Consider the following 14845-nt stretch of genomic DNA (forward strand, 5'->3'; position numbering starts at 1 on the left):
TCATGATTGGAGAATGAGGGAAAAGAGAAGGAGTGCATACCGTGGCAACGGGAAACAACAGTACATATAATAAAGGTTCACAATCGAATACGAGGGGTAAAACGACTGCCAGCCGTTCGACATCAACGGCAAGGTCACCGCAGAAAGCAAGATCTTCGCAAACGTCTGGATCGGCGTCCGCTTCCCGTACAGGGGGAAGAAAGACGAAAGCACAGCTTGCACAGGAGCAGGCACGGAAGAATGAAATTCATCTGTTCATCTATCTGGCAGTATGCACGTTTTTCTTCATCAGCAATTTTGGCTGGTGTGGAGTTGTTGGTAATTTCTTTGCCAGATTTATGTTCGGGTTATTTGGCATTACGGAATATATCCTTCCGTTGTATGTATTCCTTACATCTGCTTTTTTACTGTCAAATGGCGCGAAAAAGACAGTTGTAAACCGTGTGCTTTGTGTAGGACTGTTCATTGTGGCGGCTGCATTTATTGCACAGCTTACGGCAGGGGCAGACCATATGACAGCGAAGCTTCTGTATGATCAGGGCGCTCAGGAGAAGAAGGGCGGCGGATTTATCTTAGGCGGGCTGCTTGTTGTACTGCATAATCTGATTGGAAAGCCTGGAGCCATTATTGTGATTGCGCTTTTGATTATCATCGGAATTATTGTAGTGCTGAATGTATCGTTAATTGATTTTGCGAAGCAGCGGTCTGCACAGTTTAAGAATCGTTACAATGCGTTGTATGAGGATGATGAGGATGAAATTGATCCGGAGGCTGCGCTTGAGGCAAAACGCAGAACGAAGTTAGATAATATCAAGGTAGAGCAGGAGAAGCCAGTCGTATCGGTAAAGAAGAAAAAGAAAAAAGTAAAAAACAAGAAGGTCGAGGGGGAAGAGGTTCACGAATTAAAGCCGCTTCCACATGAAGATCTGTTCAATCCGAATCTGACCCTGCAGGATGCGAAGGATGTCTCAGAGGGATATGTGGATCTGTCGCTGCTGAAAAAGAAGAAGGGTAGTGTGACAGAGCTTCGCAGTGCGAAAGCGGATATCCCACCGGTGCCGGATACACCGAAGGAAGAAACGGTTGATTTCTTTGAGCGTCCGGAATATACGCAGAGTACGGCTGAAGATCAGGCAGGGGAGAAAAATCTTTCAGATGAACTTTTGGCAAAGACAGATGATTATGATGCCGCTGCAACTGAGGTATATCATCCTTTTGATGGTGTTGAAACATCCAAAACAGCGCCAGTCATATCAGAGCCAGCCACAGATGCAATGCTGCCAGAAGCAGATGGGGAGCCGGTGACAGAGGCAGCGACGAGAAAACGCAAGAAGACGAAGGAATCCGAACAGGAAATGCTTTCGGAACGAGACCAGATCGCTGAGACGATTCAGGAAAACAGTGAACAAAAACCAATCAGGGAATATAAATTCCCTCCGCTTAAGCTATTGAAGAGTGGCAGGGGAAAGGGCACAAAGTCAAACGAAGCCTCCGTCCGGGAGACTGCGATGAAGTTAAAGAGCACACTCGAAAACTTCGGCGTCAATGTCACAGTGACGGATTATAGCTGCGGCCCATCTGTTACCCGGTATGAGTTACAGCCGGAGCAGGGCGTGAAGGTATCGAAGATTACGAACTTAGCGGATGATATCAAGCTGAATTTAGCGGCGGCTGATATTCGTATCGAAGCACCGATTCCGGGCAAACCGGCAGTTGGTATTGAGGTGCCAAACAAGGAGAGCCAGCCGGTGTTCTTCCGGGATTTGCTCGAATCGGACAACTTCCAGAAGTTCCCTTCCAACATTGCATTTGCGGTTGGTAAGGATATCAGTGGACAGGTCGTTGTGGCAGATATCGCGAAGATGCCGCATTTGCTGATCGCAGGTGCGACCGGTTCCGGTAAATCGGTCTGTATCAATACACTCATTATGAGTATCTTATATAAGGCAAAGCCAGATGATGTGAAGCTGATCATGGTCGATCCAAAGCAGGTCGAGCTGAGCATCTACAACGGAATCCCGCATATGCTGATTCCGGTTGTGACAGATCCGAAGAAGGCGGCAGGTGCTTTGAACTGGGCGGTGCTTGAGATGACAAATCGTTACCAGTTGTTTGCACAGTACAATGTGCGTAATCTGCAGGGCTATAACGAAAAGGTAAAGGCGGTGACAGGTACCGAAGAGGGTAACGAGGATTTGAAGAAGCTGCCACAGATTGTGATCATCGTCGACGAGCTTGCGGATCTGATGATGGTAGCACATGGTGAAGTGGAGGATGCCATCGTGCGTCTGTCCCAGCTTGCACGTGCGGCGGGGATCCATCTGGTAATCGCGACACAGCGCCCATCGGTGGATGTCATTACTGGTCTGATCAAGGCAAATGTACCATCCAGAATCGCGATGACCGTATCCTCGGGTGTGGATTCGAGAACGATTCTCGATATGAATGGAGCAGAAAAATTGCTTGGTAAAGGTGATATGTTATTCTATCCGACCGGTTATCCAAAGCCGGTACGAGTACAGGGCGCGTTCCTGTCGGATGATGAGATAGCAGATGTCGTGGACTTCCTGAAGGAGGAAAGCGGAGAAGTGACCTACGATGAGTCAATCTCGAATGAGATTGCAAACACGAAGGTCGGTGGCTCTGGCGGTGGCACATCGTCTGCAGAACCGGAATATGATGACTACTTTGTAGATGCCGGAAAGTTTATTATTGGAAAAGATAAAGCTTCCATCGGTATGCTGCAAAGAGTATATAAAATCGGATTTAACCGTGCAGCACGTATTATGGATCAGCTTTCCGAAGCTGGGGTGGTAGGACCGGAAGAGGGGACAAAACCAAGGAAGGTGCTGATGAGCATGGAAGAATTCGAGAATTATGTAGAAGAATATTTATAAGGAATCCGAAAAGATGATTCGGATCAATCTGTTGAAATATCAACAACAGAGGGAAGAGACAGGAGGACAAAAACGTATGTTAACAGACATTGAAATCGCACAGCAGGCAGAGATGGAACCAATTAAAAACGTGGCAGCAAAGCTTGGTATGTCAGAGGATGATATCGAGATGTACGGGAAGTACAAGGCGAAGCTCTCTGATGAGTATATGCAGTCTGTAAAAGATAATGAGAATGGTAAACTGGTTCTGGTAACAGCCATCAATCCGACTCCGGCAGGAGAGGGAAAGACAACAGTAACCGTAGGACTTGGTCAGGCAATGTGTAAGCTTGGTAAGAAGGCAGTCATTGCACTGCGTGAGCCTTCCCTTGGACCATGCTTCGGTGTAAAGGGCGGAGCAGCCGGTGGCGGATATGCACAGGTTGTTCCAATGGAAGACTTAAACCTGCATTTTACAGGTGATTTCCATGCGATTACATCTGCGAATAATCTGCTTGCAGCCGTCATGGATAATCATATGCATCAGGGAAATGCACTTCGCATCGATCCAAAGCGTATCGTGTTTAAGCGCTGCCTTGATATGAACGATCGTGTACTTCGTAACATCATCGTAGGTATGGGCAAGAAGGGTGACGGTGTGATGCGTCAGGATGGATTTGTCATCACAGTTGCTTCAGAGATCATGGCAATCCTCTGTCTTGCAACGGACATCAAGGACCTGCAGGATCGCCTTGCAAGAATCATCGTTGCATATAACGTGGATAATGAGCCTGTTACGGCCGGAGAATTAAAATGTGTCGGTTCGATGACAGCACTTTTGAAGGATGCGATCAAGCCAAACCTGATCCAGACCTTAGAGCATACACCGGCACTTGTACACGGTGGGCCATTTGCGAATATCGCACATGGATGTAACTCTGTCCGTGCAACACAGACCGCACTTAAGATTGCAGATTATGTAATCACAGAGGCGGGCTTCGGTGCCGATCTCGGTGCTGAGAAATTCTTCGATATCAAGTGTCGTATGACCGGCTTAAAGCCGGATGCAGTTGTGCTTGTAGCAACCGTACGTGCACTCAAATATAACGGCGGCGTGGCAAAGGCAGACCTTGGCGCTGAGAACTTAGAAGCATTAGAGAAGGGCATTGTAAACTTAGAGAAGCACATCGAGAACTTACAGCTCTACGGCGTGCCGGTAGTTGTAACGCTGAACCGTTTCGTATCCGATACAGATGCAGAGCTTGCATATGTACGGGAATTCTGTGAGAAGCGAGGCTGTGATTTCGCCCTTGCAAATGTATGGGAGAAAGGCGGCGAAGGTGGTGTTGAGCTGGCAAAGGCTGTGCTTAACACACTTGAGACGAAGGAAAGCCACTTTAAGGTATTGTATGAAGACAATCTGCCAATCAAGGAGAAGATTGAGACAATTGCGAAGAAAATCTATGGCGCAGATGGTGTAACATATTCCGCAGAAGCAGATCGCGCGATTGCAAAGATCGAAGAGATGGGATTTACAGATATGCCGGTCTGCATGGCGAAAAACCAGTATTCCCTGTCTGATGATGCGAAGAAGCTTGGCAGACCGACCGGATTTACAGTGAATATCCGTGAGGTATATGTAAGTGCCGGCGCCGGATTCATTGTAGCAATCACAGGAGCCATCATGACGATGCCGGGACTTCCTAAAGTCCCAGCTGCAGAGCGTATCTTCGTGGATGATGAAGGTGTAACACACGGTTTATTCTAAGAAGTACCAATTTGTATACGATTCCATATGTATATGTACCATGCATCTGAATTCTAAATATACATATGTTTGAAACTTAGAAGTTTTTGATGCTCCATCTGTGTACAGCAATGTTTGAACAGGAAGTTCAAACAAGCCACCACTGAGCCATGGATGGCGAATTGGTGGCGGTTGCGTATGAGTTTGGTATGTATATTGGAGCATCTAGAACTACTTAGTTTCAATACATCGTATATTTATGAATTCAGATGCATGGTACACGGCATATGGAATCGTGTACAATGTTGTAAAGAAAGGCGGATTATAACAATGGCAAAATTGATTAACGGAAAAGAAATCTCCCAGCAGATTAAGGATGAATTAAAAGAAAAGGTTTCCGCATTGAAAGCACAAGGTAGGAATATCTGTCTGGCAGTCATTCAGGTTGGAAATGATCCTGCATCTTCTGTTTATGTTGGAAACAAGAAGAAAGCCTGCGCCTATATCGGTATCGAGTCACGTGCGTTTGAGCTTCCGGAGGAGACAACAGAGGAGGAGCTTCTCTCTATTATCAAGAATCTGAATGAGGATGACAGTGTACATGGAATCTTAGTGCAGCTTCCGGTTCCGAAGCACATTAACGAGGAGAAGATCATCGGTGCAATCTCTCCGAAGAAGGATGTGGACGGATTTCATCCAGAGAGTGTCGGCAGTCTGTGTATTGGCAGACCGGGATTTGTATCGTGTACACCGGCGGGAATCATCCAGCTTCTGAAGCGTTCAGATATCGATATCGAAGAAAAACACTGCGTTGTGATCGGCAGAAGCAATATTGTAGGCAAGCCGATGGCGCTTTTAATGCTACGGGAGAATGCGACCGTAACAATCTGTCATTCGAGAACAAAGAATCTGAAGGAAATCTGTAAAGAGGCAGATATCCTGATTGTAGCGATCGGAAAGCCAAAGATGATCGATGCATCGTATGTGAAGGATGGCGCGACAGTGATCGATGTAGGTATCCACAGAGATGCCAATAACAAGTTATGCGGTGATGTTGATTTTGCATCGGTGGAACCGGTAGCAGGAGCTATCACACCGGTTCCGGGCGGTGTTGGACCGATGACAATTGCAATGCTGATGAATAACTGTGTGGAAGCTGCAGAGCGTGAGGAATAAGAAACATATGAATATATTGATGGTGTCACTTGGCTGTGACAAGAACCTTTGCGACAGTGAGGCAATGCTTGGACTGCTCGCAAAGCACAATTATAATATTACGAACGATGAGCAGGAAGCTGATGCGGTTATCGTGAATACATGCAGTTTCATCAAAGATGCGATGGAGGAAAGTGTGAACACGGTATTGGAGATGGCGAAGCTCAAACAGCAGAACTTAAAATACCTGATCGTGACCGGATGTATGGCACAGCGGTTTAAAGATGAGATATTTGCAGAGATTCCTGAGATTGATGCGTGTCTTGGAACAAGCAGCTTTGATAAGATATTAGATGTGATCGAGGAGCTGAAAGCACGGGATGGAATCGAAGATGCAGAGGGAATCAGCGTCTATGATGATATTGACCGCCTGGCAACGATTACAGAATCCAACAAGGTTATTACATCGGGTACCTTTATGGGATACTTAAAGATTGCGGAGGGTTGTGACAAATTCTGTACCTACTGTGTCATCCCACATATCCGTGGACATTACCGGAGCGTGCCAATGGAGCAGCTTATAAAGGAAGCAGAATATATGGCATCACAGGGAATCGAGGAACTGGTGCTTGTTGCACAGGAGACGACCTGCTATGGAAAAGACCTGTACGGTGAGAAACGGCTGCATGTGTTAGTCCGTGAACTGGCGAAGATTGATGGAATCAAATGGATCCGCCTGATGTACTGTTATCCGGAGGAAATCTATGATGAACTGATTGATTGCTTCCGGGATGAACCGAAACTTCTGCATTATATTGATATGCCGATGCAACACAGCGAGGATGCAATCTTAAAGCGCATGGGCAGACGCACAGACCGTGCCAGCATCGAAATGGTAATCGGGAAGCTGCGGGAAGCGGCACCGGATATTGCAATTCGTACATCCCTGATCGCCGGATTTCCTGGTGAGACAAAAGAGGAGCATGAGGCACTGATGACGTTCTTAGATGAACAGGAACTTGACCGCGTAGGTGTATTCACCTATTCCAGAGAAGATGGAACGCCGGCGGCGACATTTGAGAACCAGATTGATGAGGAGACAGCCACACAGTGGCGCAATGAAATCATGGAGCTGCAACAGGAAATCTCCTTAGATAAAAACGAGACATTTGTCGGGAAGATTATGCAGGTCATCGTTGAGGGATATTCCTCGGACGACGATGTCTATGTCGGACGGACATACCGGGATGCACCGGGTGTGGACGGACTGGTGTTTGTGAACTGTGATTATGAACTGATGTCCGGACAGATCGTCGATGTCCGGATCAATGAGGTAGGACCATATGATATGATAGGAGGGATATTGGATGAATCTACCGAATAAACTAACAATACTCAGAATGATCATGATACCATTTTTCTTAGTTGCCCTAATGGTGCCGGGTATTCCGGGAGGAAAATGGATCGCACTTGCACTGTTCTGTCTGGCAAGCCTCACGGATATGCTCGACGGAAAGATTGCAAGAAAATATAACCTGATCACGGACTTTGGGAAGTTCATGGATCCGCTTGCGGACAAGCTGCTTGTCTGCTCTGCGATGATTGCGTTGATTGATCTTGACCGGATTCCGGCGTGGGTTGTAATCGTCATTATCGCAAGAGAGTTCATCATCAGCGGATTCCGGCTTGTTGCATCGGATAACGGCGTCGTGATCGCTGCCGGATGGTGGGGTAAAATCAAGACCGTATGCCAGATGTTTATGGTTATTTTATTGATTTGTGACTTCGGCGGAAGCACAGTTCATGTTATTGAAAATGCGTTGATCTATCTGGCTCTGGCATTGACGATTATTTCTTTGATCGACTATCTGGTAAAGAATAAAAACGTGCTTTCTGAAACAAAATAAGAGTGGCTTTAAAAATCTGTAAAAAGCGGATGAAACGTAAATGTTTAAGGCTTTTTACAGATTTTTCTTTTTTATTGCAAATCTGTGACAAAGAATGTGATTTTGACTTGATTTCAGTCGTAAAAAGATTTACAATTACAATCGGAAGAAATTGGGTTTCTTATCAGAAAACCCATAATAAATAAAAGTGGAGGGCTTAAAATGAGTAACAAACTTACATTGTCAGCAAGTGACAGAATTTCTTCTTTGCTAGACGAAGCGAGCTTTGTTGAAGTTGGTGCTTATGTAACAGCTAGAAATACAGACTTCAACATGCAGGAAAATGATACTCCAAAAGACGGTGTTATTACTGGATATGGTGTCATCAATGGAAAACTGGTGTATGTATACAGCCAGGATGCAACGGTTCTTGGTGGTGCAATCGGTGAGATGCACGCAAAGAAGATTGCGAAGATTTATGACATGGCGATGAAGGTAGGCGCACCGGTAGTCGGTTTGATCGATTGTGCGGGACTTCGTTTGCAGGAGGCAACCGATGCGTTAAATGCGTTCGGTGAAGTTTATCTGAAGCAGACACTTGCGTCAGGAGTAATCCCACAGATTACTGCAATTTTTGGAACATGCGGTGGTGGAGCAGCGCTTATTCCAACACTTACAGACTTTACATTTATGACAGCAGAGGGCGGCAAGTTATTCGTAAACAGTCCAAATGCACTCGATGGAAACTATCAGGCAAAGCTTGATACAGCATCTGCGGCTTACCTTAGCGAGAATTCTTCTCTGGTAGATGGTGTATTCGAGGATGATGCAACAACACTTGCAGGTATCAGAAGCCTTGTAGATATGCTTCCTGACAACAACATGGAAGATGCAGAGTCCGATTGTACAGACGATCTGAACCGTATCATTCCAAATCTCGATGGATTTGCAAAGGATGCAAGAGCTGTATTGCAGAACATCGCAGATAACAACGTATTCGTAGAAGTAAAGAAAGATTATGCAAAGGACATGGTTCTTGGCCTGATCAAGTTGAATGGTGCGACAGTTGGTTGTGTAGCGAACCAGGCAGCCGATGGCGGAGAGCTTCTCTCTACAAGCGGTGCTTATATCGCAGCAGACTTCGTGAAGTTCTGTGACGCATTTAACATTCCTGTATTGACACTCGTAAATGCAAAGGGATTTGTAGCAACTGTATCAAACGAGAGAACAATCGCAGATGCAGCAGCAAAACTCACATATGCATTTGCAGATGCAACAGTACCGAAGGTAACAGTTGTGATGGGAGATGCATTCGGAACAGCGTATACGATCATGAACTCCAAGGCTATCGGCGCAGATATGGTATATGCATGGCCGTGTGCAAAGATTGGTACGATGGAGCCGGAGATGGCTGTCAAGATCATGTACGAGAAGGAAATTGCAGAGGCAGCTGATAAGGTTGCATTTATTGCAGAGAAGAAGAAGGCTTATACAGAGCTTCAGTCAAGCGCACTTGCAGCAGCAAAGCGTGGTTATGTTGATGATATCATCGAGCCGGATGCAACAAGAAAGCGTGTGATCGCAGCGTTTGATATGCTTAGCACAAAGAACGAGGAAAGACCATATAAGAAGCACGGAGCAGTATAAGGAAAGGTGACAATGAAATGAAGAAAAAATTATTAATTCTGATTTCCATGTTAGCTATGATGTTTTCCTTGACTGCCTGCAGCAATGAGGTTGAAAAGCCGTTTGACTATGATGACAGCCAGATTGTGATTGACACGATGTATCTGTTCAACCAGTATCAGAATGTTGATGATGAATATGCTGATTATTATATTCAGGATGGAACCGAATTCGAGCAGTCCGCAGTAAAGGGTATCAAGCAGGCACAGGAGACCGATAAGGTTGGAGACTTCCAGGATTTCTCTCCTTATATCAACGGTGTTGGCATGGATTTAAATGATGTCGATTACAAGATTGAGAATGCCGCAGACTCTGTATCGGTAACTGTTACAAACAAGGCAGCAAACAGAGATGTGGAGGTAACTGTAAAGTTTGTTGAGAATCCAGATTATTATATCAAGCTGGATCAGGCAAAGCAGACATACAATGCAGATGCAGTCCGTCAGGAAATTGCAATGTACTATGGTTCAGAAGATGAATTCTTCTCCCAGTATGGCAGTTACTATTCAAGTGTAGACGATGTTGTACAGCAGGGCATCGACAATGAGATGCAGGGCGTATATCAGTATCTCCCGGAGGAGATGGTTGTTTCAGCCGTATACTCTAAGACAGAGCTGATGAAGCAGGCAGGTATGAATACATTGCTCGGTATGGGTACTGTATTTGTAGTTTTGATTTTCATCTCATTTATTATTTCACTGTTCAAGTTCCTTCCGGCACTTTTCGCAAAGAAGCCGAAGATTGAAGATCTCAAGAAGGAAGAGAGCAAGCCGGCAGCACCAGTCAAGGCTGCTACACCGGCACCAGCCGCAGGCAATCTGATGAACGATGCAGAGCTTGTAGCCGTTATCACAGCCGCTATTTATGCAGCCGAAGGACAGGCAGGCAATGGTGCAGTAAGTAAGGATAAACTCGTTGTACGTTCGATTCGTCGTGCAAGAAAATAATTGATATATTAGGAGGAAATTAACATGAAGAATTATAGAATTACTGTAAATGGTACAGCTTATGATGTAGCAGTAGAAGAATTGGGTGCAGGTGCAGCTCCGGTTGCAGCAGCAACTCCGGCACCGGTTGCAGCAGCTCCGGCTCCAGCAGCTCCGGCACCAGCAGCAGCCGCAGGCTCTATCGAGGTTGCAGCTCCGATGCCTGGTAAGATCTTGAATGTAAAGGCAAGTGTTGGTACAGCTGTAAAGAAGGGTGATGTTATCCTGATCCTTGAGGCTATGAAGATGGAAAATGATGTGGTAGCTCCGGAAGACGGAACAGTTGCAAGCATCAACGTTTCAGCAGGTGATGCAGTTGAAGCAGGCGATGTATTGGCTACTTTGAACTAATCAGAGTTTTTAAGTAACTGGTTCCTACAATAACAGGAGGTAAACATAAGTGAGTAGTTTTGCAGATGTATTTAAAAATCTGGCTCTCCAGACAGGATTTGCAACCCTGACATGGAAGCATTATGTAATGATTCTCATTGCATGTGTATTCATGTATCTTGCAATCGTGAAAGGCTTCGAGCCGTTGCTTTTGGTTCCAATCTCCTTCGGTATGTTCCTGGTTAACATGTTCCCGGATATCATTGCTGATGGTGGATTGTTACATTATTTCTATTTGTTGGATGAGTGGAGTATTTTGCCTTCCCTCATCTTCATGGGTGTCGGCGCCATGACAGACTTCGGCCCGCTGATTGCGAACCCGAAGAGCTTCTTGCTTGGTGCAGCCGCACAGTTTGGTATTTATGCTGCATACTTCCTTGCATTCCTGATGGGATTCAATGGAAAGGAAGCAGCCGCAATCTCTATCATCGGTGGTGCCGATGGTCCTACATCAATCTTCCTTGCAGGTAAGCTCGGAATGGGTGGAACTTTAATGGGACCGATCGCCGTTGCCGCATATTCTTATATGTCACTGGTACCGGTTATCCAGCCGCCGATCATGAAGCTTCTCACAACAGAGAAGGAGAGAAAGATCAAGATGGCTCAGCTCCGTCCGGTATCCAAGATGGAGAAGATCCTGTTCCCAATCATCGTTACACTGGTTGTTGTATTGATTCTTCCGACAACAGCTCCGCTGGTTGGTATGCTGATGCTTGGTAACCTGTTCCGTGAGAGTGGTGTTGTTAAGCAGTTAACAGAGACGGCAAGTAATGCAATGATGTACATCGTTGTTATCCTGCTTGGTACATCCGTAGGTGCATCGACAAGTGCAGAAGCATTCCTGAAGACAAGTACATTGAAAATTGTATTGCTTGGTCTGATCGCATTTGCGTTTGGTACAGCGGCAGGTGTATTGTTCGGTAAGATTATGTGCAAGGTAACGCACGGTAAGGTAAATCCGCTGATCGGTTCTGCGGGTGTATCCGCCGTTCCTATGGCAGCACGTGTATCACAGAAGGTTGGTGCAGAGGCAGATCCTACAAACTTCCTTTTGATGAACGCCATGGGACCAAACGTTGCAGGTGTTATCGGTACTGCGGTTGCAGCCGGAACATTCCTCGCAATCTTTGGTGTATAGTATAGAGAATTTAGGAGGTCAGACTAATGGCAGAAGAAAAGAAACCGGTAAAGATTACCGAAACTGTGCTGAGAGATGCACACCAGTCTTTGATTGCAACTCGTATGACAACAGAGCAGATGTTGCCAATTATTGATAAAATGGATAAAGTTGGTTACCATTCCGTAGAGTGCTGGGGTGGTGCTACATTCGACGCTTGTCTCCGTTTCCTGAAAGAGGATCCATGGGACAGACTTCGTAAGCTCCGTGACGGATTCAAGAATACAAAGCTTCAGATGCTGTTCCGTGGACAGAATATCCTTGGATACAGCCCATATTCGGATGATGTTGTAGAGTACTTCGTACAGAAGAGTATCGCAAACGGTATTGATATCATTCGTATCTTTGACTGTCTGAATGATATCCGTAACCTTGAGACAGCTGTAAAGGCAGCAAACAAGGAAAATGGACATGCACAGGTTGCACTTTCATACACACTTGGTGATGCTTATACAATGGATTACTGGAAGAACATGGCAAGACAGATCGAGGAGATGGGTGCAGATTCTATCTGTATCAAGGATATGGCCGGACTTCTTGTACCAAACGAGGCTACGAAGCTTGTAAAGGCTTTGAAGGAAGGTACAAAGCTTCCGATTCAGCTTCATACACATTACACATCCGGTGTTGCTTCCATGACATACATGAAGGCAGTCGAAGCTGGATGTGACATCATTGATACAGCAATGTCACCACTTGCTATGGGTACATCACAGCCTGCAACAGAGGTTATGGCAAAGGCATTCGAGGGTACAGAGTTCGATCCTGGATTCGATCAGAACCTTCTTGCTGAGATCGCTGATTACTTCCGTCCACTTCGTGAGCAGTGGCTGGAGTCCGGACTGCTTAGTCCAAAGGTAATGGGCGTTAACATCAAGACTCTGCTTTACCAGGTACCGGGTGGCATGCTTTCCAACATGGTATCCCAGTTGAAGGAGATGCATGCAGAGGATAAGTACGATGAAGTACTCGAAGAGATTCCACGTGTGCGTAAAGACTTTGGTGAGATTCCACTTGTTACACCATCTTCACAGATCGTTGGTACACAGGCTGTATTGAACGTCGTTATGGGTGAGCGTTACAAGACGCTTACAAAAGAGGCAAAGGATATGCTCGTAGGTAAGTACGGTAGAACAACAGTACCTGTAAATGCAGAGATCCAGAAGAAGGCACTTGACAGCCTTGGAATGAAGGAGCCAATCACATATCGTCCGGCAGACGACTTGGAGCCATCCCTCGCTAAGTTCGAGAAGGAAATGGCACAGTACAAGCAGCAGGATGAGGATGTTCTTTCTTATGCATTGTTCCCACAGGTTGCAACAGAATTCTTCAAGTACAGAGAAGCACAGCAGACAGGTGTGGATGTAACAGCAGCAAATACTGAGAATAAGACATATCCGGTATAATAAACAAGGATAGAAAGATATCAAAAGGCGGAGAGCTTTTTCTCCGCCTTATTCTTTCATAATATAGAGCAGGTAATTGCGATATACAATTACGTGTTTCGCAATTACCTGCAATAAAAGATATAAGTGTGGAGAAAATTATGGATGTAGCGAAAAAAAATGAAAAGAAATTAAGGCGGCAGATGCGGACGACATCAAAGATATTGCTTGGATTTCTGATTGCGATTTTGATCGGAGCGATCCTGCTTACACTGCCGGCTGCAACGATAACCGGAGAATCGGATTTTCTGACCGCGTTATTTACTGCAACGACTTCCGTCTGCGTGACGGGGCTTGTAGTTGTTCCGACCTTTTCGTATTGGACATTATTTGGTAAGATTGTAATTCTCGCGCTGATACAGCTCGGGGGACTTGGAATTGTGGCATTGACGTCATTTGTTATGCTGCTTATGAATCGAAAATTCTCCTTGCGCAATCGTATGATGATTCAGGATGCTTTTGGATTAAGTACGATGCAGGGCATGGTTGTATTTATAAAACGAGTGATCAAAGGAACTGTGATTGTGGAGATGTTAGGCGCGGTCTTATATATGTTTGCGTTTATCCCACAGTTTGGTGTGGCACATGGAATCTGGTATTCTGTATTCAATGCGATTTCAGCGTTTTGCAATGCAGGAATCGATATCATTGGACCGGACAGTCTGATGACGTATGCGGATTCACCGCTTGTACTGCTCACGTCGTCGTTTCTGATCATCTGTGGTGGACTTGGATTCGTTGTCTGGTGGGATGTGGTAGATGTGCTTTCAAACGTGCGTGCAAAAAAGATACCGGCCCGTGATATCTGGCGTCGATTCAATACACATACAAAAATCATATTGATGATGACATTTGCATTGATTTTATCCGGCATGGTTGTCACATTTCTATTTGAATGTAACAATCCGCTCACGCTTGGAAATATGTCACTTGGAAAGAAAATACTCAATGCATTTTTTCAGTCTGTGACACTCCGAACAGCTGGATTTGCATCAATCAGCCAGAAGGGATTGACAGAGCCGACGGTACTTGTGAGTTGTGTAATCATGTTTGTTGGTGGTTCGCCGGTCGGAACTGCCGGTGGTATCAAGACGATGACGGCTGCGACACTTGTGTTTGCAGTTTTGGCTGTAGTACAGGGACGCAAAGAGACGGTCGCATTTAAAAAAACAATCCCGACATCTATCGTCCGTCGGTCGCTGGCTGTGACGGTTATCGGTTTTGGCACATTGATTTTGTTTTCTGTTCTGCTTCTGGCGACAAATCCACTTTCCCTGTCGGATGGTGTCTTCGAAGTGACAAGTGCAATCGCAACAGTCGGGTTGTCACGGGACGTGACTCCGGGGCTGAATGTGATTGGAAAAGTGATTATCATATTATGTATGTATCTTGGCAGAGTGGGACCAATCACGATGTTCATGTTCTTCGGACAGCGTGCGACAAACCACAACTCTGTAAAATATGCGGATGCGGAAATTATTGTAGGGTAGGAGGAAT

The 14845-nt window shown here is 45.6% G+C and carries 11 protein-coding genes; all 11 read left to right on the top strand.

The features are described 5' to 3' along the window. Positions 1-41 precede the first annotated feature (41 nt). The 11 genes from ACZQK9_RS01705 (at position 42) to ACZQK9_RS01755 (ending at position 14838) form a co-directional block, all read left to right on the top strand. Complete coding sequence (locus ACZQK9_RS01705) at positions 42-2897, top strand: DNA translocase FtsK (RefSeq protein ID WP_483269412.1); 2856 nt, start codon at positions 42-44, stop codon at positions 2895-2897. 76 nt (positions 2898-2973) lie between these two features. Further along, positions 2974-4644, top strand: a complete 1671-nt coding sequence (locus ACZQK9_RS01710; RefSeq protein WP_483269413.1) for a formate--tetrahydrofolate ligase — start codon at positions 2974-2976, stop codon at positions 4642-4644. Between the two features lie 309 nt (positions 4645-4953). After that, a complete protein-coding gene (gene folD, locus ACZQK9_RS01715) occupies positions 4954-5799 on the top strand; it encodes a bifunctional methylenetetrahydrofolate dehydrogenase/methenyltetrahydrofolate cyclohydrolase FolD (RefSeq protein ID WP_483269414.1) in 846 nt (281 codons plus the stop codon). Positions 5800-5806: 7 nt separating this feature from the next. Further along, positions 5807-7162 (top strand): 30S ribosomal protein S12 methylthiotransferase RimO, encoded by a 1356-nt coding sequence (gene rimO / locus ACZQK9_RS01720; RefSeq protein WP_483269415.1) that lies wholly within the window; start codon positions 5807-5809, stop codon positions 7160-7162. Then, positions 7146-7685, top strand: a complete 540-nt coding sequence (pgsA, locus tag ACZQK9_RS01725; RefSeq protein ID WP_483269416.1) for a CDP-diacylglycerol--glycerol-3-phosphate 3-phosphatidyltransferase — start codon at positions 7146-7148, stop codon at positions 7683-7685. Before rimO ends, pgsA begins: the two co-directional genes overlap by 17 nt. A 201-nt stretch (positions 7686-7886) precedes the next feature. Further along, a complete protein-coding gene (locus ACZQK9_RS01730; protein ID WP_178016703.1) occupies positions 7887-9311 on the top strand; it encodes an acyl-CoA carboxylase subunit beta in 1425 nt (474 codons plus the stop codon). A 17-nt stretch (positions 9312-9328) separates the two neighbouring features. After that, positions 9329-10297 (top strand): OadG family protein, encoded by a 969-nt coding sequence (locus ACZQK9_RS01735; protein ID WP_253292150.1) that lies wholly within the window; start codon positions 9329-9331, stop codon positions 10295-10297. A 24-nt stretch (positions 10298-10321) separates the two neighbouring features. Continuing rightward, positions 10322-10687 (top strand): biotin/lipoyl-containing protein, encoded by a 366-nt coding sequence (locus tag ACZQK9_RS01740; RefSeq protein ID WP_483269417.1) that lies wholly within the window; start codon positions 10322-10324, stop codon positions 10685-10687. Between the two features lie 49 nt (positions 10688-10736). Next, positions 10737-11864, top strand: coding sequence for a sodium ion-translocating decarboxylase subunit beta (locus tag ACZQK9_RS01745; protein WP_117780197.1), 1128 nt, complete (start codon positions 10737-10739; stop codon positions 11862-11864). 26 nt (positions 11865-11890) lie between these two features. Beyond that, positions 11891-13309, top strand: a complete 1419-nt coding sequence (locus tag ACZQK9_RS01750; RefSeq protein WP_021985618.1) for an oxaloacetate decarboxylase subunit alpha — start codon at positions 11891-11893, stop codon at positions 13307-13309. Between the two features lie 140 nt (positions 13310-13449). Continuing rightward, positions 13450-14838 carry a TrkH family potassium uptake protein gene (locus tag ACZQK9_RS01755; RefSeq protein ID WP_216506750.1) on the top strand — a complete coding sequence of 463 codons (1389 nt, stop codon included), beginning with the start codon at positions 13450-13452 and terminating at the stop codon, positions 14836-14838. Positions 14839-14845 lie beyond the last annotated feature (7 nt).

The sequence above is a fragment of the Wujia sp. genome (assembly GCF_056872695.1).

Coding starts and splice junctions, on each gene's coding strand:
- ACZQK9_RS01710 (WP_483269413.1), top strand. CDS start 2,974: ATGTTAACAGACATTGAAATCGCACAGCAGGCAGAGATGGAACCAATT.
- folD (WP_483269414.1), top strand. CDS start 4,954: ATGGCAAAATTGATTAACGGAAAAGAAATCTCCCAGCAGATTAAGGAT.
- rimO (WP_483269415.1), top strand. CDS start 5,807: ATGAATATATTGATGGTGTCACTTGGCTGTGACAAGAACCTTTGCGAC.
- pgsA (WP_483269416.1), top strand. CDS start 7,146: ATGAATCTACCGAATAAACTAACAATACTCAGAATGATCATGATACCA.
- ACZQK9_RS01730 (WP_178016703.1), top strand. CDS start 7,887: ATGAGTAACAAACTTACATTGTCAGCAAGTGACAGAATTTCTTCTTTG.
- ACZQK9_RS01735 (WP_253292150.1), top strand. CDS start 9,329: ATGAAGAAAAAATTATTAATTCTGATTTCCATGTTAGCTATGATGTTT.
- ACZQK9_RS01740 (WP_483269417.1), top strand. CDS start 10,322: ATGAAGAATTATAGAATTACTGTAAATGGTACAGCTTATGATGTAGCA.
- ACZQK9_RS01750 (WP_021985618.1), top strand. CDS start 11,891: ATGGCAGAAGAAAAGAAACCGGTAAAGATTACCGAAACTGTGCTGAGA.
- ACZQK9_RS01755 (WP_216506750.1), top strand. CDS start 13,450: ATGGATGTAGCGAAAAAAAATGAAAAGAAATTAAGGCGGCAGATGCGG.